The organism is Litorivita sp. NS0012-18 (assembly GCF_040371945.1).
Classification (GTDB): Bacteria; Pseudomonadota; Alphaproteobacteria; order Rhodobacterales; family Rhodobacteraceae; genus Litorivita.
This window is the reverse complement of sequence record NZ_BAABWS010000002.1, coordinates 62659-84779: the sequence shown is the minus strand read 5'-3', so window position 1 is coordinate 84779 and position 22121 is coordinate 62659. Positions and strand designations below refer to the sequence as shown.

The following is a 22121-nucleotide window of genomic DNA, read 5'->3' as shown; positions in this document are numbered from 1 at the left end:
GTCGTGACGCAGTGCGGCGCTCTGCTCACAGATAGGGCCCTTGAGGTGCTTCGACCAGCGAAAATCTGCCGCCCGCGCGGAAATCCGCGCGGCGCCAAGCAGAACGCCCGAACGGATCACAGCCTGATCAAATCTAATGCGTAATAACCGCGCCCAAACGCGAGGGTTACCCCATCCGCTCCGAGGCATAGCTGCCGGGGCTGGCGGGGAAAACCACGGTTTTATTGCCGTTGATGAAGACACGGCGATGGATATGGGCATGAACGGCGCGGGCCAGAACCTGACTTTCCACATCGCGCCCCAGCGAGACAAAATCGCCCGCGCTTTGCGAATGAGTGACGCGCACGATGTCTTGCTCGATGATCGGCCCCTCATCGAGATCGGCGGTCACGTAATGCGAGGTCGCCCCGATCAGTTTTACGCCGCGCTCATAGGCCTGTTTATAAGGGTTCGCGCCCTTGAAGGAGGGCAGGAACGAGTGGTGGATATTGATGATCCGCCCCGACATTTTCTGGCACATCTCGTCCGAAAGCACCTGCATATAACGGGCCAGAACGATCAGGTCTGCGCCTGCATCCTCGACGATCTCCATCTGCCGCGCCTCGGCGGCGGGTTTGTTTTCGGGCGTGACCTTGATGTGGTGAAAGGGGATATCGTGATTGACCACAACCTTTTGATACTCGGTATGGTTGGAAATTACGCCGACGATATCAATCGGCAACGCGCCAATGCGCCACCGGTAAAGCAGATCGTTGAGGCAATGACCAAAGCGCGAAACCATGATCACCACCTTCATCTTCACCGCTTCGTCGTGAAACTCGAAATCCATATCGAATTTCTCGCCGATCCCCGCGAAGCCCTTGGTCAGATCCTCAAGCGTTGATCCGGTTTCCGAGCGGAAGGACACGCGCATAAAGAAATGCCCCGTCTCAAGGTCGTCATATTGGGCGGAATCGGTGATATTGCAGCCAAGGTCGGTCAGATAGACCGAGATCGCGGCGACAATTCCGCGTGTCGAGGGGCATTTCACGGTCAGCGCATAGGCTTGCATCGGGGCGTCCTTTTCCCGTTGTCACAATGTTTTACCGGTCAATAGCAGCCCCGCAGCGCCAAGGCCAAGGCCTTGGCGGCTATCCATAGCGATTTGCCGACATGATTGCGTTTTTTGCACCCAAGGCTTGCGACCACCCGAACAAGCCTTTTGGCGCGCGCCGCGCCTCTCGCGGCAGCGGGCAGATGCTCGGGCCGCTCTCAAGGGCAAGTGGCGGAGAGACAGGGATTCGAACCCTGGGAACGCTCACACGCTCAACGGTTTTCAAGACCGCCGCATTCGACCACTCTGCCACCTCTCCGGTGCGCGCTTTGCTACTAAGGAACGTCGCCTGCGTAAAGCCCAAACCGCGCCCGAGCGCGGCTATCGGCTGCGGCGCGCCCTGTGGCGCGATTGCCGCGTCTCGCAGGTTTTGCGGCGAAATCCGCTCACCAAGCGGCGCAGACTTTTCATGTGCATCGCGAACGGTTAAACTGCGCTCGATCGAGACGCGGGTAAACCGCGATTGGACAAGAAAAATGCGCCGCAAAAACCAAGGGCGCAAGAGCAGGCACAGGCGCGGCAAGACCAACAGGCGCCGCGTGTGGATATGACGGGTGAGGGGCAGACCTATGAAATCGCAAAGTAATTCCTTGACGCGCGCGGCGCGGCTTACGGGGGCATCTCTCCTGCTGGGCAGCGTGATGCTGCTTTCGGCATGTGACGAGAACGGCGGGTTTGCATTGAAAAAGCCAAGCAACGCCGCGCAGGGCGAAAGCGCCGCATCGACCTCGGTCAAGCTGGTCGAGCGCGATGTCGAGGCGCCCGATGTGTTCCAAGTCACCGAAGCGGGCCTTTGGGACGGACGTCCGTCGCTGGGCGGCGTATGGGTCGCGCATCCGGACGTCAAAGACCCCGAACGCGTGATCATCCGCAATACGGCCAACGGCAAATTCGTCATCGGCGCCCTGTTCCGCCGCGAGCGCGAGAACCCTGGCCCGCGTTTGCAGGTCTCCTCCGATGCGGCGGCGGCCTTGGGCATGCTCGCCGGTGCGCCGAGCCAATTGAATGTCACCGCCTTGCGCCGCGAGGAAGCGCCCGCCGAGGCCCGCGCACCGTCAGGCGATCTCAAGGAACCTGCCGCCGTCACGGCCAGCCCCCTTGACCCCGTGGCCGCCAGCGCCGGTGCGGCGATTGCCAAGGCAGAAGCCGCCCCCGCGGCCGCGACCACAGCCGCAGGCGCCATCAAACCGCCTGCCAAACCCGCCGCACCCAAACCGGCGGCAAAACCGGCTGCGAGCAAGCTCGACAAACCCTATATCCAGATCGGGATTTTCTCGGTCGAGCAGAACGCCAAAAACACCGCCACCGCCATGCGCCAAGCCGGCATGGTGCCAACGGTGAAAAAGCAAAGCGCTTCCGGCAAAACCTTCTGGCGCGTGCTGGTCGGCCCCGCGACGACAAAAACCGAACGTGCGGCGCTGCTCAAGAAGATCAAAGCCTCGGGATTTGCCGACGCCTACGCCGTCACCAACTAACCTTCGCGCCGCCGCGGGCACGGCGGCGGTGTTTCGCGCGCCGCGCCCGCGCGCCGGATTGCCCCCTTGCGGCGCGGCGCAGAAGATTGCACTTTTGGCACAAGGTCGGGGCCGCTTGGGCTGCGTCCGCTGCTGATCCTTTGACCAAAGAGCACGAAACGCCATGTATCGCCTTGCCCGTCCCACCACATTTCGCCCCCAGTTTGGCACTGCCCTATCGGCGCTGCGCGCGCTGTGCCTGTCGCTGATTGCGGCGCTGGCCTTGGCCCTGCCTGCGCAGGCGTTTGAAACCCGCGCGACCTCGGCCTTTATCCTTGATCAAACGACGGGCACGGTGCTTTTGGCCAAAAACGCTGATACCCCGCTGCCGCCTGCCTCCATGTCCAAACTGATGACGCTTTTGATGGCCTTTGAGGCGATCGAAGACGGGCGGCTCGATTTGTCCGAGCGGCTACCGGTGTCCGAGCATGCGATGAGCTATGGCGGATCGACGATGTTTTTGGACACCACCGACCGCGTGACCGTCGAGGACCTGTTGCGCGGTATTATCGTGCTGTCGGGCAATGACGCTTGTGCGGTGATCGCAGAGGCGCTCTCGCCCGATGGCACCGAAGCCGGATTTGCCCGCGCCATGACCCAGCGCGCGACGGCGCTTGGCATGACCAATTCGACCTTTGCCAATTCCAACGGATGGCCCGCAGCGGGGCACCGCATGTCGATGCGTGATCTGGCGCTTCTGGCCAACCGGCTGATCACCGATTTTCCGCAATTCTACCCGCTCTTTGCCGAAACGCGGTTTGAATTTGATGGCCGCGCGCCGCAAAACACCCGCAACCGCAACCCGCTTTTGACGCTGGGTATCGGCGCGGACGGGCTGAAGACCGGCCATACCAGCGAGGCGGGCTACGGGTTGGTCGGATCGGCCAAACAGGGCGAGCGGCGGGTCATTTTCGTGATCTCGGGCCTTGAGAGCGAGCGCGCGCGCGCCGAAGAGGCCGAAGCCATCGTCAATTGGGCGTTTCGCCAGTTTGCCGAGCGCGATTTGATCAAAGCAGGCACCGTTGTGGCGCGGGCCGATGTGTTTATGGGGGCCGCCGCCGATGTCGGGCTGACCCCCGCCGAGGATGTGCGCGCCCTGATGCCGGTTCTGGCGCAAAGCGCGATGCAAGGCGAAGTGGTGTTTCGCGGTCCGATCCCCGCGCCGGTCACCAAAGGCGCGCCTTTGGGCGAATTGATCGTCTCGCGCGATACCCTGCCCGATGTGCGTATCGCTCTTGTGGCCGATGCCGATGTCGCCAAGGGCGGATTTGCCGAGCGCCTCAAAACCGCCGCGCGCCATATCCTGAGCCGCTTGAATGACGGCCCCGCGCCAAGCGCATCCCCTGCCGCCCCCGCTGCGGAGGCCGCCTCTTGACCGCTGCACATTCTGCTGGCTGTTTCATCTCTTTCGAAGGCATCGACGGCTCTGGCAAATCCACGCAGGCGCGGATGTTGGCTGACAGGCTGCGCGCCGAGGGGCGCGAGGTGGTCCTGACCCGCGAGCCGGGCGGCTCGCCGGGGGCGGAGGAAATCCGCAAACTGGTGCTCGAAGGCGATCCGGACCGCTGGTCCGCCCATAGCGAGATTTTGCTGTTCACCGCCGCGCGGCGCGACCATCTGGAGCGCACCATCGAACCGGCGCTCAAGGCGGGCAAGATCGTGATTTGCGACCGTTTCGCCGACAGCACCCGCATGTATCAAGGCCTGTCGCGCGGCGATCTGCGCGCTCTGGTCGACGAGTTGCACCGGTTGATGATCGGGCGCGAGCCGGACCTGACGCTGCTCATCGACATGGACCCCGCCAAGGGGTTGAGCCGTGCGCTCGGGCGTGGCGGCAGCGAAGAGCGTTTCGAGGGCTTTGGCGAAGGCTTGCAGGCGCAAATGCGCGCAGGGTTTTTGGCCCTTGCCAAGGAATACGCTGCGCGTTTCACCACCATCGACGGCACCCGCTCGATCGAGGCGGTGGCGCGCGACGTCCATGCCGCCGCGCTGGCGCATCTGCCACAGGTTGCCGCCCGATGAGCGACGAGGACCTGCCCGAACCCGACCGCATTGCCGGTGCACCCCACCCGCGCGAGACTGCGCATCTGATCGGACAAAGCCGCGCCGAAGACGAGTTTTTGCGCGTCTATAACGCGGGGCGGCTGCATCATGCGTGGTTGATCAGCGGCCCGCGCGGCACCGGCAAGGCGACGCTGGCATGGCGCATCGCGCGGTTCTTGCTGGCCACGCCTGCGGCGGATGGCGGCCCCTCGCTGTTCGGGGATGCGCCGCCCAAACCGGGCAGTTTGCACATCGATCCCGAGCATCCGGTCGCGCGCCGCATCGCCGCCAAATCCGAACCGGCTCTGTATCATATCACCCGTACGCCCAGCCCGACCACAGGCAAGATGCGCGACCAGATCGCCGTCGATGATGTGCGCAATCTGGCGCATTTCTTGCAACTTTCCGCCGCCGATGGCGGGCGCCGTGTGGTGATCGTCGATGTGGTGGACGAGATGAATACCGCCGCGTCCAACGCGTTGCTCAAGATGCTCGAAGAGCCGCCCGCGCGCACCACGCTGTTGCTCATCGCGCATCAACCCTCGCGGCTTTTGCCGACCATCCGCTCGCGGTGCCGCGAATTGCGGCTTGGCGCCCTGTCGCCCGAAGATCTGACCAAAGCCTTGGCGCAGGCCGAGATCGAATTTGGCGGTGACACCGCCGCCTTGGCCGAATTGGCGGGCGGATCGGTGGGCGAGGCGATCCGGTTGACGCAAAGCGGCGGGCTGGAGCTTTATGGCGATCTGGTCGGCCTCTTCGCCAGCTTGCCCAAAATGGACCGCAGCCGCGCGCTGCGCCTTGCCGATGGCGCGGTACAGCGCGGCTCCAGCGAAAGGCTTGACCTGCTTTTATGGCTGGTGGATCTGGTGATGGCACGGCTGGCGCGCAGCGGCGCGCTTGGCCGCGCGCCTGCGGTCGAGGGCGCAAAGGGCGAGGCCGCGATGTTGATGCGACTGGCGCCAAATGCAGCATCTGCACGCCATTGGGCACAGGCGGCCGAAGAGATCGGCGCGCGGGCGCGGCACGGGCGGGCCGTCAACCTTGACCCCGCCGCGCTCATCCTAGATATGTTTATCAAGATCCAGCAGACCGCCGAAAGCTGACGGGGCCGCCCCGCTTTTTCGTGTCTGCTTGGCCCAATTTCGTTACCTGCCGCGCAAGTGGCACGGCAAACGCCCAATCCGCGAAAGACCCCGATGAGCGCCGCGATTTCCATCACCGACAGCCACTGCCACCTTGATTTTCCCGATTTCGACGGCGAGCACGACGCGCTGATCGAACGCGCGCGCGCGGCGGGCGTGCGGCGGATGGTGACGATCTGCACCAAGCTGGGCAATCTCGACCGCGTGCGCGAGATCGCCGAGACCTATGGGGAGGTGTTTTTCGCCGCAGGCATCCACCCGATGAGCGTCGCCGATGAAGCGCCCGTTTCGGTCGACGATCTGGTGGCGCTGGCCGAACATCCCAAATTCGTCGGCATCGGCGAAACCGGCCTTGATTACCACTACACCGCCGAAAGCGCCGAGGCGCAAAAGGCCTCTTTACGGGTGCATATCGAGGCCGCGCAAGTGACCCGATTGCCGTTGATCATCCATGCGCGCGGCGCCGATGACGATATGGCGCGGATCTTGCGCGAGGGCTATGAGGCCGCGCCCTACTCTTGCGTCATGCATTGCTTTTCCTCGGGGCCGGAACTGGCCAAGGCGGCGCTCGATCTGGGCTTTTACCTGTCGATGTCGGGCATCGCCACCTTCCCCAAGAGCCAAGAGGTGCGCGATATTTTTGCCGCCGCGCCGGTGGACCGCATATTGGTCGAGACCGACGCGCCCTATCTGGCCCCGCCGCCGCACCGCGGGCGGCGCAACGAGCCGTCCTATGTGGCGCTGACGGCGCAAAAGGGCGCCGAAGTGTTCGGCATGGATTACGCCGATTTCGCCGCCGCGACAGAGGCGAATTTCGACAGGCTCTTTGCCAAGGCCGCAGCCTTTGAGGGGCGCGGATAATGGGCGAGCTGCGCTTTACCATCCTCGGGTGCGGATCGTCGGGCGGGGTGCCGCGCCTTGGCGGGCATTGGGGCGAATGCGACCCCAGCAATCCCAAGAACCGCCGCCGCCGCTGCGCGCTTTTGGTCGAGCGTGAAGGGCCCGATGGCGTGACCTCGGTTTTGATCGACACGGGGCCGGATATGCGCAGCCAGCTTTTGGATGCGGGGGTCGGGCGGCTTGACGCGGTGGTCTATACCCACGGGCATGCCGACCATGTGCACGGCATCGATGATCTGCGCATGATCGTCTTTAACATGCGCAAACGCCTGCCCGTCTGGGCCGATGGCGACACGCAAAACGATCTGTTCTCGCGCTTTGGCTATGCGTTCATCCAACCCGAAGACAGCCCCTATCCGCCGATCCTCGAGATGCACACCATCAAGGAGGCGATACGCATCGAGGGGCGCGGCGGCGAGATCACCATGACGCCTTTCAAGGTCGGGCACGGATCCATTGATGCGCTCGGGTTTCGCATCGGCGATCTGGCCTATCTGCCCGATGTGGCGGAAATCTACGACGAGGCGTGGCCGGTGCTCGAGGGGCTGGACTGCTGGATCGTGGATGCGCTGCGCCGTGCGCCGCACCCGACCCATTCGCATCTGGCGCAAAGCCTTGAATGGATCGAGAAAGTCGCCCCCAAACGCGCGGTTTTGACAAATATGCATATCGATCTGGACTATGAGGCCGTGGCCGCAGAGACCCCCGATCACATCACCCCCGCCTATGACGGCATGGTGATCCGCTACCCGCTGGGCGATTGACGCGACATGCAAGAGCTTTTGAACGTCATCTTGCCGGTGTTCTTGGTCATCGGCTTCGGATATTTTGCGGTTTTCAAGGGGTATTTCACCGAAAACCATGTCGAAGGCTTGATGAAATATACCCAGAATTTCGCCATCCCCTGCCTGCTCTTCAATGCGATTTCGACCCTAGATTTGAGCCAAAGCTTCAACTGGCGGCTCTTGGCGAGCTTTTACTCCGGTGCGAGTTTGGGGTTTTTCGCGGGGCTTTTGGGCGCGCGCTACCTCTTTGGCCGTGATTGGGAGGAAAGCGTGGCCGTGGGCTTTGTGGGGCTGTTTTCCAATTCGCTGATGCTGGGCCTGCCGATCACCGAGCGCGCCTTTGGCTCTGATGCCTTGACGGCCAATTACGCGATTATCGCGGTGCATTCGCCGTTTTGCTACGGGCTGGGTATCACCGCGATGGAGATCGCGCGCGCGCATAGCAACGGCACATCGGCGCGCGCGCTGGTTCCGAATGTTTTGCGCGCCATGTTTCGCAATGCGCTGATCCTCGGGATTTTGCTGGGCTTTGCGGTCAATCTGTCGGGCGTCACCTTGCCCGCGCCGGTCACCGATGCGGTGGGGCTTATGGTGAAATCCGCATTGCCTGCCGCGCTCTTCGGGCTTGGCGGGGTATTGGTGCAATACCGCCCCGAGGGGGATATCAAGGTCATCGCCTATATCGTCGGGGTATCTTTGCTGTTGCATCCGGCGGTGGTGTGGATGATGGGGCAAGTCTTTGCGCTTGATCGCGGCGAGTTCCGCTCGGCGGTGCTGACCTCTTCGGTTGCGCCGGGGATCAATTCCTATGTCTTCGCCAATATGTATGGCAAGGGGCGCAGGGTCGCCGCCTCGGCGGTTCTGATCGGCACGGCGATATGCCTGTTCACCGTCTGGGTCTGGCTGATGATCCTGCCCTAGCGCGCAAACCGGCCCAGCGCCGCGGCCCTTTGCGGCCTGCGCAGCGCCAGCCGTCCCAAAAGATCGGCGGGCACAGGGCGCGGCCCGTGGGGCGGCAAATCGGGCATACGGTGTCGGGAGAAAATCCCGCCTTGCGCGGCTGCCTCGCGGCGCAGCGCCGCGCCCTTGGCAAAGGGCAAAGCGGGCGGTCCGTACACTTTGCCCAGATCGGCGCCGCGCATCACAAATCCCAGTTGCGGGAAAAGCGCGATCAATTCGGATTTCGCGGCCACGTCAAAGCCGGCCAGCCCGAACCGCCCCGGGTAGAGGCTTTCGGTCGGTGCGCCATTAGCGAAAATGATCTCGTGGCGCGGCAGCAAAAGATGCACATAGGTCACCCCGCGTTTGCCATAGGCGCGCCGGATGCGCCCGCCGCCGTGATCGGCCAGATGCGCCGCGCGGCACAGTTTCCCGCCCAGTTTCATCGCATGTTGCGGCGATACCAACAGATCGCCGCGGTTGCCCAAAGCCCCGTCGCGGATGCGGATCGGCGCGAGCTTGGGATTGGCTTGCAAATCGGCGCGGCTGAGCGTGCGGTGCCCCGTCCATCGCACCGGTTGCGGCCCGTGGTGCAATGTGCAGACCAGATCCCCCGCGACCAGATCCTCTACCTTGCGCTCGCCCGTCGGGGTCAGGATGCGGGTGCCGGAGGCAAAACAGGGCACGCCGATTTTGGCCAGTTGTTGCTTGGTCGTGACCTGCGCCGGTGCCACGCCCAAAAGCGTCATTTGTTCACCGTTGGGGAAAGAAAGCACCGCATTGCCCGACCCGTCATCGCTGACCGTGACATCTTGCCAATCGACCGGATTATTGCCCAGATCGCGCAGCTGCGAGACATCCAGTTGGTCATTGGTGCGCCCGTCGGCGTCATCGTCACCCATGTCGAAATCGTTGATCGTATCCGCGCCGCTATTGGCCCAGAACCCGAAGGTGTCATCGCCCGCACCGCCGGTCAGCACATCATTGCCGCCTTCGCCGTAGATCACATCGTCGCCATCCCCCCCGAGGATGGTATCGACGCCGCCGCCCGCCCAGATCGTGTCATTGCCGGTGCCGCCGTCATAGTAGCTGTTATAGATGGCGGTCATTTCTCCGACCTGATCATCGATGCTGTCGTTCCCATCGCCGCCATAGACGGTGTCATGGCCCGAGATGGTCCAGATCGTATCGTTGCCCGCATCGCCGTAAAGTTCATCGTCGCCCGCATCGCCCGAGACATAGTCGTCGCCATCACCGCCGTGCAGCGTATCGTTGCCGGTGCCGCCGAGCACAAAATCGTTGCCCGTGCCGCCATCGATGTAATCATCGCCCGCATCGCCATGGATTGTATCGGCGCCGTCTTCCCCGAAGAGCATGTCATTGTCATTGCCGCCGTGGATGCTGTCGTCGCCGCCACCCGCCCAGATGGTGTCGTTGCCTGCATCCCCGTAGAGCGTATCGTCATAGACGTAGGAGGTGCCACCGACGTCATCCATCACATCGTTGCCGTCACCGCCGGAGACGTAATTGCCCTCGGCCTGCGTCGCGCCGCCCTCGCCATAAAGGATGGTGTCATTTCCGGTGCCGCCCGAGATGCTGTCTTGGCCCGCGCCGGACACGATGGTGTCGTCGCCGCCATCGCCCGAGATGGTATCCGAACCGTCGCCGCTTTCGATGCTATCGGCGTAGGCGCCGCCGTCATAGGATTGCGAACTGGCGGACTCGTATGTGGGCGCGCTCATGCTCGAATAATTCGGATCGCTCGAACCATCGACGTTGGTTATGGCGCTGATCTCATAGGTCACCCCGGGAACCATCGGCGCATCAGTCACATAGGCGCGATAGGCACCGGCAATCTCGACCGTGTAAAGGTTGATCGTATTGCCATCCCCGTCGATGAAAACGAATTTGCTCTCCAGATAGACCCGCCCGCTGTCGATGGTCGCGCCATAGGCATCCGTGATCACCGCCGTCTGGTTGCTGTCATCGCCGATCTCGTCTTGGCTCGCATCGCCGCCAAAAGCCCCGTCATTATCGGTTACGGTGATGTTGATCATATCCTCGGAGGCGGTCCACGTCGGATCAAGCCGCACACGGTCACCCACGGATCCGCCGGTTCCGGACACAACGGTAAATGTGCCCTGTGCATAGCCTTGTAGCGCATAGGTCGCCATCGATCTTCCGCTTCCAAAAGGGCGCAATTGCCCGATCATCAGCGTCAACACATGGCATGTCCGGTCTGAAAACACGGTTAAACCGCGCCTCTCGGCACCGTCGAATTTACCTAGAATTTGACGTGTATTGAACGAGATAGCGGGCGATTAGCCCTTGAGCAAAGAGCCCATTCGCCGCATCGCCAAACCATAGCCTTCGATGCCGAACCCCGCGATCACCCCGTCGGCGCGCAGCGACACATAGGAATGATGGCGGAAGGCTTCGCGTTTGTGCACATTGGAAATATGCACCTCCAGAACAGGGCCTTCAAACGCGTTCAGCGCGTCGAGAATGGCCACCGATGTATGGGTATAAGCCGCAGGATTGATGATGATCCCCGCCGCTTTTTCGCGCGCCTCGTGGATCCAGTCAATGAGCTGCCCCTCGACGTTGGATTGCAGCAAGATACAGTCCAGCCCGAAGCTGCCCGCAATTTCGAGGCAATTCGATTGCACATCGCCCAAAGTGTCATAGCCGTAAATCTCCGGCTGCCGCTGCCCCAAAAGGTTCAGGTTCGGGCCGTTGAGGATGTAGATTTTGCGCGGCGCTGTGGGGCTCATGATTTCGGTCTTTCGCTATGTCGCTGTGCCGTGCGGCAGGTCCGCGCGGATGGGGGAATACTGCACAGGGCGCGGGCCGATCTGCAAGCGCCACATAGGAATATTGGCGCGGCGCATGCGGCCTTGGCGCGGCAATGTGGCCGCTGCAACACGTTTAAACGCCCGCGCCTGCGCGAATCAGATCAGGGCAGAGCGGCGAGCGCGCGGGAAAACCCTTGGGCTGCTGCGCATTGCGACACAAAGGCGAAACAATAACGGCCCGCTTGCACGAATTGTTCTCAAAACCTTGGTTAATCAACACTTTACGCGTCATATTCCCGCCCCAATCACAGGGTAGAAATAGAGCATCAATCTGTTCGGGCGGGGGCCAAACGGAACACGAGGAGCATCCCGATGCTGCGTAATATTATTGCTATTTCCACGGTTGCCGCCTTCGCGTTGACCGCACCTGCCTTCGCTGAGTACAGCTCTGCCGAAGAGACTGTTTCGCAATCGGTCATCATGACCGGCGACGGCTTCTTCCCCGAAGTCACCTATTCCCACCCCGGCCGCTCCTTGGTTTTCCACAACGAGTCCGAGAGCACGATTATCATCAAAGCCAGCGATGAGTCGTGGGAAACCGACGAAATTCCGGCCCAGACAAGCAAGACCCTGCGCCTGACCGGCGAGATGCAAAAATCATTCGTTGTGGATGGCAATGCATCCGTCATGGGCGCCTTCAGCTTTGAACCGGCCCCGACCCACGAATAAACCTGTGATGCGCGCCCTGCGCCGATGCCCTGAGGGGTGTTGACGCCGCGCGCCCAAGGCTTCCCGACCTTCCCTCGTGTGGCCCCCTCCCGTCAAGGCAGGGGGCCAAGAGGCGTTGTTCGGCGCGCTGCGCCGAAGATAAAGCGCCGCCTCGAAACATCAAAGCGGCGCCGTAAGGTTCAACGGATCGCTCCGGCGCCTATTTGGCCGCGATCCGCCCGTCAAGATAGGGCATGAAGGGCGCGTTAGCGGCCAGATAATCGGCCGTCACATCGGCCAGATCGGGGCCGAAATCATAGACATTCATCGCATCGGCCGCGAACATCTTGTAGCCGTCGCCGCCGCCGCGCACATAGTTGTTGGTCACGACTTTATAGACTTTGTCAGGATCAATCGGCACCATCGCGCCGGCGTCCATCACCATCACGTCGCTGACGCGGCTGCCCGCTGCGGCGGATGTGTCGAATTTGAACGTCAGCCCCGCAACTTGCGGGAAGCGCCCTGCCCCGTCCTCATATTGGCTCAGCCCGTTTTCGAGCGCCTCCAAGATGGTTTTGCCGTGGGTTTCAAAGGTCGAGAGCGTGTTCTGGAACGGCAGCACGGTCAAAACCTCGCCCATGGTCACCGGCCCCGCATCGATCGAGGCGCGCAAACCGCCGCCGTTCTGGATCGCGATGGTGACGCCTTGGTCCTTCACGCGGTCGAGCATCGCATCGGCCACCAGATTGCCCATGGTGCATTCGCCCGCACGGCAATTGCCTTTGTCTCCGTCGATCGCCTCGGCGGTTTCGGCGACGATCTTGCTGCGGATTTCTTCGAGCGGCTTGGCCAGTTCGGCAATCCGCTCTTTGGTTGCGCCGTCTTCGGCAACCGCGCCATCCATGATCAGCGGCTCGCCCTTGGCCTCAAGGATTTCGCCCGCATCGTTGAAGGTCACGTTCAATTCGCCCAAAAACTTGCCGTAAGCATAGGCGGAAACAATCGCCGTGCCGCCCACCATGGTCGGATAGGGGCCTTCGGCGCGCTCGTTGGTGTTGGACAGCAAAGTGTTGGTATGGCCGCCGACGATCACATCGACGCCGGTGGTTTCGGCGGCAACCCGCTTGTCCACGCCATAACCCGAATGCGACAGCACGATGATCTTGTTCACGCCCTCGGCGGTCAGCTTGTCGACCTCGGCCTGCACCGCGCCCACCGGATCGGTGAAGATGATGTTCTTGCCGGGGCTGGCCAATTCATCCGTGTCATGCGGGGTCAGCCCGATAAAGCCCAGCTTCTCGCCGCCGCGCTCCAAAATCGTGGATTTCGCCAGCTTGCCCGCCAGCGCAGGTTCGCCCGACACATCGGCGTTGGACATCAGAACCGGAAATTCGACCGCATCCATAAATCCGGCCAGAACCTCAGGACCGTCGTCAAATTCGTGGTTGCCCACGGTCATCGCGTCATAGCCCAGCTTGTTCATGAACTCGGCGGCCATTTTGCCTTTGTAATAGGTGTAGAACAACGTGCCTTGAAACTGGTCGCCGCCGTCCACGAGGATCGCATTATTCGTGCGCGCCCGCGCCTCATTGATCGCAGAGACAAGCCGCGCAGTGCCGCCAAAGCATTTGCCTTCGGCATTGTCTTCGGCCGAACAGGGCGAATCATATTTGCTGATCGGCTCGAAACGGGCGTGAAAATCATTGGTGTGCAAAATCGTCAGCGAATACTCCGCCGCCGCAGCACCGGCGCCCAGTGTCAGCGCAGCCGCGCCGCCCAAGAGCCGCAGTTTCAAACGAGACATATCCATGGAAAATCCCCCAGATTGGATTGTGATGGAAGGATGCTGCACCCCGCCGCGCGCTCTGTCAAAGGACAATAGGCGGCGCGGCGCGGTTTCGCCCACTTGACCGCCGGTCATGCGCAAGGCATTTGGGCACTATGCTGATTTACAAGATATTCCGCGCCGATGAATGGGCGCAGCTTCAAGCCAAGGGCGAAACCCGCGGCGCACCGATCGACGTGGCGGACGGCTATGTGCATTTCTCCACCGCCGCGCAGGTGGCCGAAACGGCGGCCAAACATTTCGCGCGCGAGGAGGGGTTGATGCTTTTGGCCCTCGACAGCGACGAACTGGCCGCAGACCTCAAATGGGAGGTCTCGCGCGGCGGGGCCGAATTCCCGCATCTCTACCGCCTGCTGCGCATCGAGGATGTGCTTTGGGCGCGGCCCCTGCCCCTTGTGGGCGGCGCGCATGAATTTCCGGATGACATGCAATGAAGATGATCGAAGCCCTCGGCCTCAAGGCCCTTATGCAGATCGACCCCGAGCGCGCGCATGGGCTGGCTCTGCGCGCCCTGCGCATGGGGCTTGCCCCCCTCGCGGGCGAGGTCACCTCGCCGCGCCTTCGGTGCAATGTGGCAGGGATGGAGATGGCCAATCCGGTCGGACTGGCGGCGGGGTTCGACAAGAACGCCGAGGCGCTTGGCCCGCTGACGCGCGCGGGCTTTGGATTTATCGAAGTGGGCGCCGCCACGCCGCGCCCGCAAGGCGGCAATCCCAAACCGCGGCTGTTCCGGCTCAAGGACGAGCGCGCGGTGATCAACCGCTTTGGCTTTAACAATGACGGGATGGAGGTCATCGCCCGCCGCCTAGAGGCCCGTCCCGACGGCGGCATCATCGGCCTCAACCTTGGCGCCAACAAAGACAGCGCCGACCGCGCCGATGATTTCGCCCGCGTGCTGTCGCGCTGCGGCGCGCATCTCGATTTTGCCACGGTCAATGTGTCGTCGCCCAACACCGAAAAGCTGCGCGATCTGCAAGGCGCGGCGGCGCTTTCGGCGCTTTTGGACGGGGTGATGGAAGCGCGCCAATGGCTCCCCAAACCGATCCCCGTCTTCCTCAAGATCGCGCCGGATTTGAACGGCGATGAATTGGCCGAAATCGCTGGCGTGGCGATGACCTCGGGCCTGTCGGGGATCATTGCGACCAATACGACGCTGTCGCGCGAGGGGCTGAGTTCGGTCCACAAAGGCGAGGCGGGCGGGCTGTCGGGCGCGCCACTGTTTGAAAAATCCACCCGCGTTTTGGCGCAATTGTCCAAGTTGACCGAGGGCAAAATCCCTCTCATCGGCGTCGGCGGGATCAGCAATGCCGAAGAGGCCTACGCCAAAATCCGCGCGGGCGCGAGCGCGGTGCAGCTTTATTCGGCGCTGGTTTACGGCGGCTTGAGCTTGGCCGCAGAGATCGCGCGCGGGCTGGACGGGCTTTTGCAAAAAGACGGTTTTTCCTCGGTGGCCGAGGCCGTGGGCACGGGCCGCGAGGCATGGCTATGAGCGTGATCTACTGGCACAATTCGCGCTGTAGCAAATCGCGCGCGGGGCTGGAATTTTTGGCCGAGCGCGGCGCCCATGTCACCGAGCGGCGCTATCTCGATGATGCGCCGGACGTGGCGGAGATCCGCGCCGTTTTGGCCAAACTCGGCCTGCCTGCGATCGAGATGATGCGGCGCGGCGAGAGAGTTTTCAAAGCGCTTGGACTTGGCCGCGACAGCGCCGAGGATGCGTTGATCGCCGCCATGGCCGCCCATCCGATTTTGATCGAGCGCCCCATCGCCATCAAAGGCGCGCGCGCCGTGATCGGCCGCCCGACCGAAGCCTTGGGCGCGCTGCTCTAGGCCTGTGCCTCGGCCTCCAGCGCGGGGTATTTCCACCCCAAAGTGATCCCGCGCGCGATGAAAGAGATCAGCAGGCTCGACCATAGCCCGTGATTGCCAAAGCTGGGCACCAAGACCGCGACCGAAATCACATAGATCACAAAGCTGATCGCCATCATATTGCGCATGTCGCGGGTGCGGGTGGCGCCGATGAATATCCCGTCCAACAGCCAGCTTGCCGCGCCCAACAGCGGCGCGATGATCATATAGATAAGATAGACCCGCGCCTCGGCGCGCACCGGCTCGGAGGTGGTCATCACATCGATCAGCGCCGCGCCGAACACCACAAAGACCAAGGCCAATGCCGCCCCCGTGGACCAGCCCCACAGGCTGCACATCCATGCGCTACGGCGCAGGCGGGCGCGGTCACGCGCGCCCAAGGCCTGACCGACCAAGGCTTCGACCGCAAAGGCAAACCCGTCGAGCCCGTAGGCCGTGATCATCAAAAACTGCAGCAACACCTGATTGGCGGCCAAGGGCACATCGCCAAAATCGGCGCCAAGGAAGATGAAGGAGCTGAAGATCGCCTGTAGCATGAGCGAGCGCAGCATGATGTCGCGGTTCACCATCGCCATATTGCGCAGCGCCGCGCGGTCGAACACCCGCGCCCAATCGCGCCACGCAGGCACGCGAAAGGCCGCGCGGCACAGGTAAAGCCCCATGGCCAGCCCGCTCCATTCGGCCAAAAAGGTCGCCAAGGCCACGCCTTCGACACCCCAACCAAGGCCAAGCACAAACCAAAAATCGAGCCCGATGTTGAGCCCGTTCATCCAAAGCTGGATCACCAGAACGCCGCGGGTGCGCTCTTGAGCGATGAGCCATCCGGTAACGCCGTAAATCGCAATGGCCGCAGGGGCGGAAAACACGCGGATGCGCATATAGCTGCGCGCAAGTTCCTCGACCTCGGGCGTTGCGGGCGAGAGGCGAAAGGCCGCGAGAAACAGCAAGGATTGCAGCGCAATGATCACCGCTCCCGCCAGCGCCGCGAGCATCAAGGCGCGGGTCAACAAGGCGGCAACCTCGCCGTCCTCTCCCGCGCCGATGGCCCGCGCGGTCAAACCCGTGGTCCCCATCCGCAAAAACCCGAACACCCAATAGAGAGAGGTCAGCACAATCGCCCCGAGCCCCACCGCCCCGATGGGTGCGGCCAATCCCATTTGCCCGATCACGCCGGTGTCCACCGCGCCCAAAATCGGCACCGTGGCATTGGACAGAACAATCGGCACGGCAATGTGCAAAATCCGCCGGTGGGTGACCTCGGGCGCGGCGGCGCGCGCGGCACAGGCGGGGGCGCTCATGGCCTAGCGATCACGATCAGGCATCAAGAAATGCCCCGTGGCTTGGGCAAAGGCGCGGTCGCGGTTGTCTTGCCACGCTTCGACACGCACCGAAGCATAGCGCCGCCCCGAGCGGTTGATCTGCGCGCGCGCATAGGCATCGCGCGGCAGGCCCGAGCGCAGGTAGTCGACGGTGAAATCAATGGTTTTCGGCAGGCGCGGCATCTGGCCTTGGGCCAGAGCCTCGGCGTCAAAACGCCCGTCCTCAATCTCGTCCCACAGCATCGCCCAGCTCAACCCGATGATCGCCGTGACCTCCAAAAACGCCGCTGTGACCCCGCCATGGATCGCGGGCAAAAACGGGTTGCCGATCAATTTGTCGGCAAAGGGCAAAATGGCGGTCAACTCGTCCCCGCGGCGGTCGAATTCGATGCCGAGCCATTTGATATAGGGCACGCCATGCACCAAGGAAGCCAAAGCATCATCGCGGCGCTGTTTGACGATCTGGACGGGTTCGGGCGGCTTGCGGATCATTTGCTGCGCCTCGCTTCGACGGTAAAGGCGCCGGTGGCCGTGGCCACAGGGCGGTCGGTGTCATTGTCGGTCGCAGTGGCGCGCACGAAGGCGACCGAACGGGTGATGTGATAGCAATGGGCGGTGGTGGTGATCGCCTCTCCGGGGGTGGCGGCGCGCATGTAATCAATGCGCAGATCAATCGTCGCCGTGCCTCCAGGGCTGGAGGGGTGGCTCATCACCGCCGCCCCGCAACAGGTGTCCATCAAGGCCGAAACCGCCCCGCCATGGATCACGCCGGTTTGCGGATCGCCGATGAATTGCTCGTTATACTCCATCTTGATCGTGGCTTGCCCCTGCCCGATTGCGGTGAGCTTCATGCCCAGCGCCTTCGCATGCGGGATATTAGAGATGAACTGCTCCGCCATTTTGGCGTGTCGGTCGGTCATTGTGGCTATTGCCCTGCTCTGAATAGAGGATACCGCACAATAAGAGCGGCAATTTCACCCAAGGGCAAGAGCAGCGGTTGCTCTCCCCCAAACTTCGACTTAACTTTGGCACAAGGGAGATACGCATGTCTGAAACACGGCTTTCGTTCAAAGAAATGTGCGCGAAGTTCGACGTGACCCCGCGCACGTTACGCTATTACGAGTATATCGAGTTATTGCAGCCAGAGCGCGAAGGCCGCTCGCGCTTTTACGGCGCGCGCGAATGTGCGCGTATGGTTCTGATCTTGCGCGGCCGAAAATGGGGGTTTTCGCTCGAAGGCATCCGCCAGTGGTTGCAGATGTATGACCACGAAGGCACCGAGATGCAGATGCGCCAATGGGTCGAGAACGCCACCAACCAGCTTGCCGAGCTCGAAGACCAGCGCGCGCAGCTTGATGAGGCCATCGCAGAGCTGCGCAAATCGCGCGACGAGACCTCCGAGGCCCTCTCGAAGCTGTAACGCGCACCTCAAGACGGGTCCCCTCTTTGCCCAAAAAAGGAGAATCAGCCGGCCCCATAGGCCCGCATTGCTCCGTGTCCCTACTCCAACGGATAGGACGACATCGGATGCGGGGTCTGGAATACCATACTGTGTTTCTCTTCGCGTTTTTTTCCCCGCGAAAGGTTATTACCAGTGACTTAGGGTTACCTTGGCTGTTCTTACGTAAGCCTGAAAGTGACGTGGCGTATGACTTACGTCAATCTCACGAGTCGTTGTATCGACGTATCAGGACGTTCATTTGACCAGTCAATTCGGCAATCACGCTTGTGAGGATAAAATGAACGATCAAACGATGACCATCCGCGAGATGTGCGACGCCTTCGAGGTGACCCCGCGCACATTGCGGTTCTACGAAGCAAAGGAGCTTCTGTTCCCCATTCGTGAGGGGCAAAAGCGCCTGTTTACCCGCCGTGATCGTGCACGGCTCAAATTGATCTTGAGGGGCAAACGCTTCGGCTTCAGCCTTGAAGAGATCCGTCAACTTCTCGACCTATATGAGGTCGGGGATCAGCAGCAAACGCAGCTGACCAAAACCTATGAGGTGGCGCAAACCCGCCTTGAAGACCTGATGAAGCAACGCGATGAGCTCAACACCGCCATCGAAGAGCTTCAAGAGCAAATGAAATGGGGCGAGAAAATGATCGCCTCGCTGCGCCAACCAAAACGGGCGGCGGAGTAAACACCACCAAGGGAGAGAGATCTCAATGCCCAGCTATACCGCACCGATCAAAGACATGCAGTTCATCCTGCACGACGTTTTGAAGGCCTCGCAGGCCGATATCCCCGGATATGACGAGCTTGAACCGGATTTCACCGGCGCGGTATTGGAGGAAGCGGGCAAGATCTCTTCCGAAGTTCTGGCCCCTCTCAATGTGGTGGGCGACAAGGAAGGCTGCCGTTTGGAAAACGGCAAGGTCTTTACCCCCACAGGCTTCAAAGAGGCCTTTGAGCAACTCAAAGAGGGCGGTTGGACCGGTCTGGATTGCGACCCCGAATATGGCGGTCAGGGCATGGCCTATGTGCTGGCCATCGCGGTTGGCGAGATGATGCAATCGGCGAACCAGGCGTTCATGATGTATCCGGGCCTGACCCACGGGGCATATTCGGCGATCCACGCCCACGGATCGGACGAGCAAAAGGCAACCTACCTGCCCAAGATGGTCTCCTGCGAATGGACCGGCACGATGAACCTGACCGAGCCGCATTGCGGCACCGATCTGGGTCTCATGCGCACCAAGGCAGAGCCGCAAGACGACGGCACCTATGCCATCTCCGGCCAGAAGATTTTCATTTCGGCCGGTGATCACGACATGTCCGAGAACGTCATCCACCTCGTGCTGGCGAAAATCCCTGGCGGTCCCGAGGGCATCAAGGGCGTGTCGCTCTTTATCGTGCCCAAGTTCATCGTCAACGACGACGGCACGCTTGGCGCGCGCAATGGCGTGTCGGTCGGTTCAATCGAAGAAAAGATGGGCATCCACGGCAATTCGACCTGCGTGCTGAACTATGACGGCGCGACCGGTTACCTGATCGGCGAGGCCCATAAGGGCATGCGCGCGATGTTCACCATGATGAACGAAGCCCGTATTGGCGTTGGTATGCAAGGGCTTAGCCAAGCCGAGGCCGCCTACCAAAACGCCGTGATCTACGCCAAAGACCGTTTGCAGGGCCGCGCCGTGACCGGCGCGCAGTTCCCCGACAAACCCGCCGACCCCCTGATCGTGCACCCCGATATCCGCCGTTCCTTGATGGATCAGAAAAGCTTTTGCGAGGGCGCGCGGATGCTGTGCCTTTGGGGCGCCGAGCTTATCGACCGCTCGCACCGCAAGAATGACAGCACGGCTCTGGGCCTGATTTCGCTGCTCACTCCGGTGATCAAGGGCTTCCTCACCGATGAGGGCTACGACATGACCGTCAAGGCGCAGCAAATCTACGGCGGCCACGGTTACATCGAAGAATGGGGCATGTCGCAATTCACCCGCGATGCGCGGATCGCCATGATCTATGAGGGCGCCAACGGTGTTCAGGCGCTCGATCTGGTGGGTCGCAAGCTGGCCGCAGATGGCGGCAAACCGATGATGGCCTTCATCGAACTGGTCAAAACCTTCTGCAAGGAAAACGCCGATGACGAGGCCATGGCGCCCTTCACCGAGCCTTTGAAAGAAGCCTCCAAAGCGCTTCAGGCGGCGGCGATGTATTTCATGCAAAACGGTATGAAGAACCCCAACCACGCTTTGGCGGGATCGAATGATTTCATGCATCTTTTCGGGCATGTCACATTGGGTTTGATGTGGGGTTACATGGGAAAAGCGGCCTCGGAGGCGCTCAAGGGCGATCCTGCGGACAAGGCCTTCTATGAGACCAAACTGGCGACGGGCCGCTATTACATGGCGCGCCGTTTGCCCGCCGTGGCCACCCATCTGGCGCGCATCCAATCGGGTGCCGACACGGTGATGGCGCTGGACGCCGAGAGCTTCTGAGCGCGGGGATAAACCTGCGCCGCAAGGCCGCAACAGGGGGCGAAAGCCCACTCACGGGAAGGGAGCCGGCGGGGATGCCGGCTCCCGACAAACCTTTGAAAAATATCGCTATTCCATTTTCCGACCGGCAACGCAAACACCGGCAGACCAAACGAAGGGAGCCTTAATGCCCAAACGTTTTCGCCTGACCCGCCGCTTCAATGCCTCGATGACCGAAGACGGTTACCGGCGGCTGAAAAAATTCGCGGCAGAGGCCGGAATGGACGAGGGAGAGGCGCTGTCTTTCGTGTTTGAAAACTTTGACAGCATCCTCAACGAAGACACCTTCGGGCACCGTTTGCGCCTCTTCACATCCGAACTGGAGACCCGCAAAAAATGACGCCACGAGCCGCTCTGGACCCGCGCCGCGATGCGGGGCAGCATCGGCCAAATGATCAAAAAACCCGTGTCGGTATTGCGTCGGTATAACGTCGGTATCACATCGGTATCAAATCGCTTTGGCACGAGGCCCGCGCGCCGCGCCGCCAAAGCACAAGGGAGAGAGACAGATGACCATCAAATTGCATTGCTTTGGAGAGAGCGGGCATTCGTATAAGGCCGCGCTGACGCTGGCCGTGGCGGGCGCCGATTGGGAGCCGGTTTTCGTGGATTTCTTCCACGGCGCGAACCGCAGCGACGACTACCGCGCGATGAATGTCATGGCCGAGGCCCCCGTGATGGTGGACGGCGATGTGACGCTGAGCCAATCAGGCGTGATCCAACATTACATCGTCGAGAAAACCGGCAAATTGGGCGGCAAAACCAAAGCGGACGAGCGCGAGGTGTTGCGCTGGATTTTGTGGGACAATCACAAATTGTCGTCGCAAGCAGGGATGCAGCGGTTCTTGATGAATTTCTTGCCCGAAGACAAACGCCCCGCCGAGGTCATCGCCTTTACCGCAGGGCGGCTCAAGGCGGCGTTTCAAACGCTGAACACCGCGCTGGAGGGCCGCGACTGGCTTGTCGGCGATGCGGCGACGATCGCCGATCTGACCTGCTGCGGCTATCTTTATTATCCCGAGCCGTTCGGATTTGACCGCGCCGATTACCCGAACATCGACAAATGGCTCACCCGAATTAGCGACTTGCCAAACTGGCAACATCCCTACGATCTTATGCCCCGTAAGGCCGGTTAACCACCGGCCCCGACGGGCCCGAACATCCTCAGTTTCAAGGAGACCTGACGA

23 protein-coding genes and 1 tRNA gene are annotated in these 22121 nt (G+C 61.7%); 16 read left to right on the top strand and 8 right to left on the bottom strand.

Annotation, left to right across the window (positions count from 1 at the left end; all coding sequences use genetic code 11):
• Positions 1 to 166 precede the first annotated feature (166 nt).
• Both purU and ABWV64_RS09970 read right to left on the bottom strand, forming a co-directional pair.
• Positions 167 to 1051 (bottom strand): formyltetrahydrofolate deformylase, encoded by an 885-nt coding sequence (gene purU / locus ABWV64_RS09975; protein ID WP_353344760.1) that lies wholly within the window; start codon positions 1049 to 1051, stop codon positions 167 to 169.
• Positions 1052 to 1262: 211 nt separating this feature from the next.
• Positions 1263 to 1352: transfer RNA gene (locus tag ABWV64_RS09970), tRNA-Ser, on the bottom strand.
• A gap of 310 nt (positions 1353 to 1662) precedes the next feature.
• Here ABWV64_RS09970 and ABWV64_RS09965 point away from each other — a divergent pair.
• The 7 genes from ABWV64_RS09965 to ABWV64_RS09935 all read left to right on the top strand — a co-directional run bounded on the left by ABWV64_RS09965 (position 1663) and on the right by ABWV64_RS09935 (position 8398).
• A complete protein-coding gene (locus tag ABWV64_RS09965) occupies positions 1663 to 2568 on the top strand; it encodes an SPOR domain-containing protein (RefSeq protein ID WP_353344758.1) in 906 nt (301 codons plus the stop codon).
• 163 nt (positions 2569 to 2731) lie between these two features.
• Positions 2732 to 3982, top strand: a complete 1251-nt coding sequence (locus tag ABWV64_RS09960) for a D-alanyl-D-alanine carboxypeptidase family protein (protein WP_353344756.1) — start codon at positions 2732 to 2734, stop codon at positions 3980 to 3982.
• A complete protein-coding gene (tmk, locus tag ABWV64_RS09955) occupies positions 3979 to 4629 on the top strand; it encodes a dTMP kinase (protein ID WP_353344754.1) in 651 nt (216 codons plus the stop codon). The genes ABWV64_RS09960 and tmk overlap by 4 nt, the downstream gene beginning before the upstream one ends.
• Complete coding sequence (locus tag ABWV64_RS09950) at positions 4626 to 5753, top strand: DNA polymerase III subunit delta' (protein WP_353344752.1); 1128 nt, start codon at positions 4626 to 4628, stop codon at positions 5751 to 5753. The genes tmk and ABWV64_RS09950 overlap by 4 nt, the downstream gene beginning before the upstream one ends.
• 93 nt (positions 5754 to 5846) lie before the next feature.
• Positions 5847 to 6653 carry a TatD family hydrolase gene (locus tag ABWV64_RS09945; protein ID WP_353344750.1) on the top strand — a complete coding sequence of 269 codons (807 nt, stop codon included), beginning with the start codon at positions 5847 to 5849 and terminating at the stop codon, positions 6651 to 6653.
• Complete coding sequence (locus tag ABWV64_RS09940; RefSeq protein ID WP_353344748.1) at positions 6653 to 7456, top strand: MBL fold metallo-hydrolase; 804 nt, start codon at positions 6653 to 6655, stop codon at positions 7454 to 7456. The genes ABWV64_RS09945 and ABWV64_RS09940 overlap by 1 nt, the downstream gene beginning before the upstream one ends.
• 6 nt (positions 7457 to 7462) lie before the next feature.
• Complete coding sequence (locus ABWV64_RS09935) at positions 7463 to 8398, top strand: AEC family transporter (protein WP_353344746.1); 936 nt, start codon at positions 7463 to 7465, stop codon at positions 8396 to 8398.
• On the opposite strand, the gene ABWV64_RS09930 is transcribed toward ABWV64_RS09935, so the two are convergent.
• Both ABWV64_RS09930 and aroQ read right to left on the bottom strand, forming a co-directional pair.
• Positions 8395 to 10590 carry a Hint domain-containing protein gene (locus ABWV64_RS09930; protein ID WP_353344744.1) on the bottom strand — a complete coding sequence of 732 codons (2196 nt, stop codon included), beginning with the start codon at positions 10588 to 10590 and terminating at the stop codon, positions 8395 to 8397. The two genes, ABWV64_RS09935 and ABWV64_RS09930, sit on opposite strands and share 4 nt — an antisense overlap.
• Before the next feature lie 147 nt (positions 10591 to 10737).
• Positions 10738 to 11190 (bottom strand): type II 3-dehydroquinate dehydratase, encoded by a 453-nt coding sequence (gene aroQ, locus ABWV64_RS09925; RefSeq protein ID WP_353344742.1) that lies wholly within the window; start codon positions 11188 to 11190, stop codon positions 10738 to 10740.
• A gap of 393 nt (positions 11191 to 11583) precedes the next feature.
• Here aroQ and ABWV64_RS09920 point away from each other — a divergent pair, with 393 nt between their 5' ends.
• Positions 11584 to 11940 (top strand): hypothetical protein, encoded by a 357-nt coding sequence (locus ABWV64_RS09920; RefSeq protein ID WP_353344740.1) that lies wholly within the window; start codon positions 11584 to 11586, stop codon positions 11938 to 11940.
• 199 nt (positions 11941 to 12139) lie between these two features.
• Here the strand turns inward: ABWV64_RS09920 and ABWV64_RS09915 are convergent, their stop codons facing one another.
• Complete coding sequence (locus ABWV64_RS09915; RefSeq protein WP_353344738.1) at positions 12140 to 13729, bottom strand: bifunctional metallophosphatase/5'-nucleotidase; 1590 nt, start codon at positions 13727 to 13729, stop codon at positions 12140 to 12142.
• 131 nt (positions 13730 to 13860) lie between these two features.
• Between ABWV64_RS09915 and ABWV64_RS09910 the strand changes: the two genes are divergently transcribed.
• Genes ABWV64_RS09910 through arsC form a run of 3 tightly spaced genes read left to right on the top strand, consistent with a single transcriptional unit; the run spans position 13861 to position 15595 of the window.
• A complete protein-coding gene (locus ABWV64_RS09910; RefSeq protein ID WP_353344736.1) occupies positions 13861 to 14199 on the top strand; it encodes a DUF952 domain-containing protein in 339 nt (112 codons plus the stop codon).
• Positions 14196 to 15254, top strand: coding sequence for a quinone-dependent dihydroorotate dehydrogenase (locus ABWV64_RS09905; protein ID WP_353344734.1), 1059 nt, complete (start codon positions 14196 to 14198; stop codon positions 15252 to 15254). The genes ABWV64_RS09910 and ABWV64_RS09905 overlap by 4 nt, the downstream gene beginning before the upstream one ends.
• Complete coding sequence (gene arsC, locus ABWV64_RS09900) at positions 15251 to 15595, top strand: arsenate reductase (glutaredoxin) (RefSeq protein ID WP_353344732.1); 345 nt, start codon at positions 15251 to 15253, stop codon at positions 15593 to 15595. The genes ABWV64_RS09905 and arsC overlap by 4 nt, the downstream gene beginning before the upstream one ends.
• Here the strand turns inward: arsC and ABWV64_RS09895 are convergent.
• From ABWV64_RS09895 to ABWV64_RS09885, 3 genes are read right to left on the bottom strand one after another with little or no spacing between them, the layout of a single operon-like run.
• Positions 15592 to 16932, bottom strand: coding sequence for an MATE family efflux transporter (locus tag ABWV64_RS09895; RefSeq protein ID WP_353344730.1), 1341 nt, complete (start codon positions 16930 to 16932; stop codon positions 15592 to 15594). The genes arsC and ABWV64_RS09895 overlap by 4 nt on opposite strands.
• 3 nt (positions 16933 to 16935) lie before the next feature.
• Positions 16936 to 17445, bottom strand: coding sequence for a PaaI family thioesterase (locus tag ABWV64_RS09890; RefSeq protein WP_353344728.1), 510 nt, complete (start codon positions 17443 to 17445; stop codon positions 16936 to 16938).
• Positions 17442 to 17873: a PaaI family thioesterase gene (locus ABWV64_RS09885; protein ID WP_353344726.1), complete on the bottom strand. Its 432-nt coding sequence runs from the start codon at positions 17871 to 17873 to the stop codon at positions 17442 to 17444. The genes ABWV64_RS09890 and ABWV64_RS09885 overlap by 4 nt, the downstream gene beginning before the upstream one ends.
• A 125-nt stretch (positions 17874 to 17998) precedes the next feature.
• Here ABWV64_RS09885 and ABWV64_RS09880 point away from each other — a divergent pair, with 125 nt between their 5' ends.
• The 5 genes from ABWV64_RS09880 to ABWV64_RS09860 all read left to right on the top strand — a co-directional run bounded on the left by ABWV64_RS09880 (position 17999) and on the right by ABWV64_RS09860 (position 22070).
• Entirely contained in the window at positions 17999 to 18373 is a 375-nt protein-coding gene (locus ABWV64_RS09880; protein ID WP_353344724.1) for a MerR family transcriptional regulator, read from the top strand.
• 319 nt (positions 18374 to 18692) lie between these two features.
• Positions 18693 to 19094 carry a MerR family transcriptional regulator gene (locus tag ABWV64_RS09875; protein WP_353344722.1) on the top strand — a complete coding sequence of 134 codons (402 nt, stop codon included), beginning with the start codon at positions 18693 to 18695 and terminating at the stop codon, positions 19092 to 19094.
• Positions 19095 to 19119: 25 nt separating this feature from the next.
• Entirely contained in the window at positions 19120 to 20895 is a 1776-nt protein-coding gene (locus ABWV64_RS09870; RefSeq protein WP_353344720.1) for an acyl-CoA dehydrogenase C-terminal domain-containing protein, read from the top strand.
• A gap of 166 nt (positions 20896 to 21061) precedes the next feature.
• Positions 21062 to 21274 carry a hypothetical protein gene (locus tag ABWV64_RS09865; RefSeq protein WP_353344718.1) on the top strand — a complete coding sequence of 71 codons (213 nt, stop codon included), beginning with the start codon at positions 21062 to 21064 and terminating at the stop codon, positions 21272 to 21274.
• Positions 21275 to 21443: 169 nt separating this feature from the next.
• A complete protein-coding gene (locus ABWV64_RS09860) occupies positions 21444 to 22070 on the top strand; it encodes a glutathione S-transferase family protein (protein WP_353344716.1) in 627 nt (208 codons plus the stop codon).
• Positions 22071 to 22121 lie beyond the last annotated feature (51 nt).

What these genes read in the sequence shown, in the direction of transcription:
- purU (WP_353344760.1), bottom strand. Translation starts at nt 1,051, where the DNA reads ATGCAAGCCTATGCGCTGACCGTGAAATGCCCCTCGACACGCGGAATT.
- ABWV64_RS09965 (WP_353344758.1), top strand. Translation starts at nt 1,663, where the DNA reads ATGAAATCGCAAAGTAATTCCTTGACGCGCGCGGCGCGGCTTACGGGG.
- ABWV64_RS09960 (WP_353344756.1), top strand. Translation starts at nt 2,732, where the DNA reads ATGTATCGCCTTGCCCGTCCCACCACATTTCGCCCCCAGTTTGGCACT.
- ABWV64_RS09950 (WP_353344752.1), top strand. Translation starts at nt 4,626, where the DNA reads ATGAGCGACGAGGACCTGCCCGAACCCGACCGCATTGCCGGTGCACCC.
- ABWV64_RS09945 (WP_353344750.1), top strand. Translation starts at nt 5,847, where the DNA reads ATGAGCGCCGCGATTTCCATCACCGACAGCCACTGCCACCTTGATTTT.
- ABWV64_RS09940 (WP_353344748.1), top strand. Translation starts at nt 6,653, where the DNA reads ATGGGCGAGCTGCGCTTTACCATCCTCGGGTGCGGATCGTCGGGCGGG.
- ABWV64_RS09935 (WP_353344746.1), top strand. Translation starts at nt 7,463, where the DNA reads ATGCAAGAGCTTTTGAACGTCATCTTGCCGGTGTTCTTGGTCATCGGC.
- ABWV64_RS09930 (WP_353344744.1), bottom strand. Translation starts at nt 10,590, where the DNA reads ATGGCGACCTATGCGCTACAAGGCTATGCACAGGGCACATTTACCGTT.
- aroQ (WP_353344742.1), bottom strand. Translation starts at nt 11,190, where the DNA reads ATGAGCCCCACAGCGCCGCGCAAAATCTACATCCTCAACGGCCCGAAC.
- ABWV64_RS09920 (WP_353344740.1), top strand. Translation starts at nt 11,584, where the DNA reads ATGCTGCGTAATATTATTGCTATTTCCACGGTTGCCGCCTTCGCGTTG.
- ABWV64_RS09915 (WP_353344738.1), bottom strand. Translation starts at nt 13,729, where the DNA reads ATGGATATGTCTCGTTTGAAACTGCGGCTCTTGGGCGGCGCGGCTGCG.
- ABWV64_RS09910 (WP_353344736.1), top strand. Translation starts at nt 13,861, where the DNA reads ATGCTGATTTACAAGATATTCCGCGCCGATGAATGGGCGCAGCTTCAA.
- ABWV64_RS09905 (WP_353344734.1), top strand. Translation starts at nt 14,196, where the DNA reads ATGAAGATGATCGAAGCCCTCGGCCTCAAGGCCCTTATGCAGATCGAC.
- arsC (WP_353344732.1), top strand. Translation starts at nt 15,251, where the DNA reads ATGAGCGTGATCTACTGGCACAATTCGCGCTGTAGCAAATCGCGCGCG.
- ABWV64_RS09895 (WP_353344730.1), bottom strand. Translation starts at nt 16,932, where the DNA reads ATGAGCGCCCCCGCCTGTGCCGCGCGCGCCGCCGCGCCCGAGGTCACC.
- ABWV64_RS09890 (WP_353344728.1), bottom strand. Translation starts at nt 17,445, where the DNA reads ATGATCCGCAAGCCGCCCGAACCCGTCCAGATCGTCAAACAGCGCCGC.
- ABWV64_RS09885 (WP_353344726.1), bottom strand. Translation starts at nt 17,873, where the DNA reads ATGACCGACCGACACGCCAAAATGGCGGAGCAGTTCATCTCTAATATC.
- ABWV64_RS09880 (WP_353344724.1), top strand. Translation starts at nt 17,999, where the DNA reads ATGTCTGAAACACGGCTTTCGTTCAAAGAAATGTGCGCGAAGTTCGAC.
- ABWV64_RS09875 (WP_353344722.1), top strand. Translation starts at nt 18,693, where the DNA reads ATGAACGATCAAACGATGACCATCCGCGAGATGTGCGACGCCTTCGAG.
- ABWV64_RS09870 (WP_353344720.1), top strand. Translation starts at nt 19,120, where the DNA reads ATGCCCAGCTATACCGCACCGATCAAAGACATGCAGTTCATCCTGCAC.
- ABWV64_RS09865 (WP_353344718.1), top strand. Translation starts at nt 21,062, where the DNA reads ATGCCCAAACGTTTTCGCCTGACCCGCCGCTTCAATGCCTCGATGACC.
- ABWV64_RS09860 (WP_353344716.1), top strand. Translation starts at nt 21,444, where the DNA reads ATGACCATCAAATTGCATTGCTTTGGAGAGAGCGGGCATTCGTATAAG.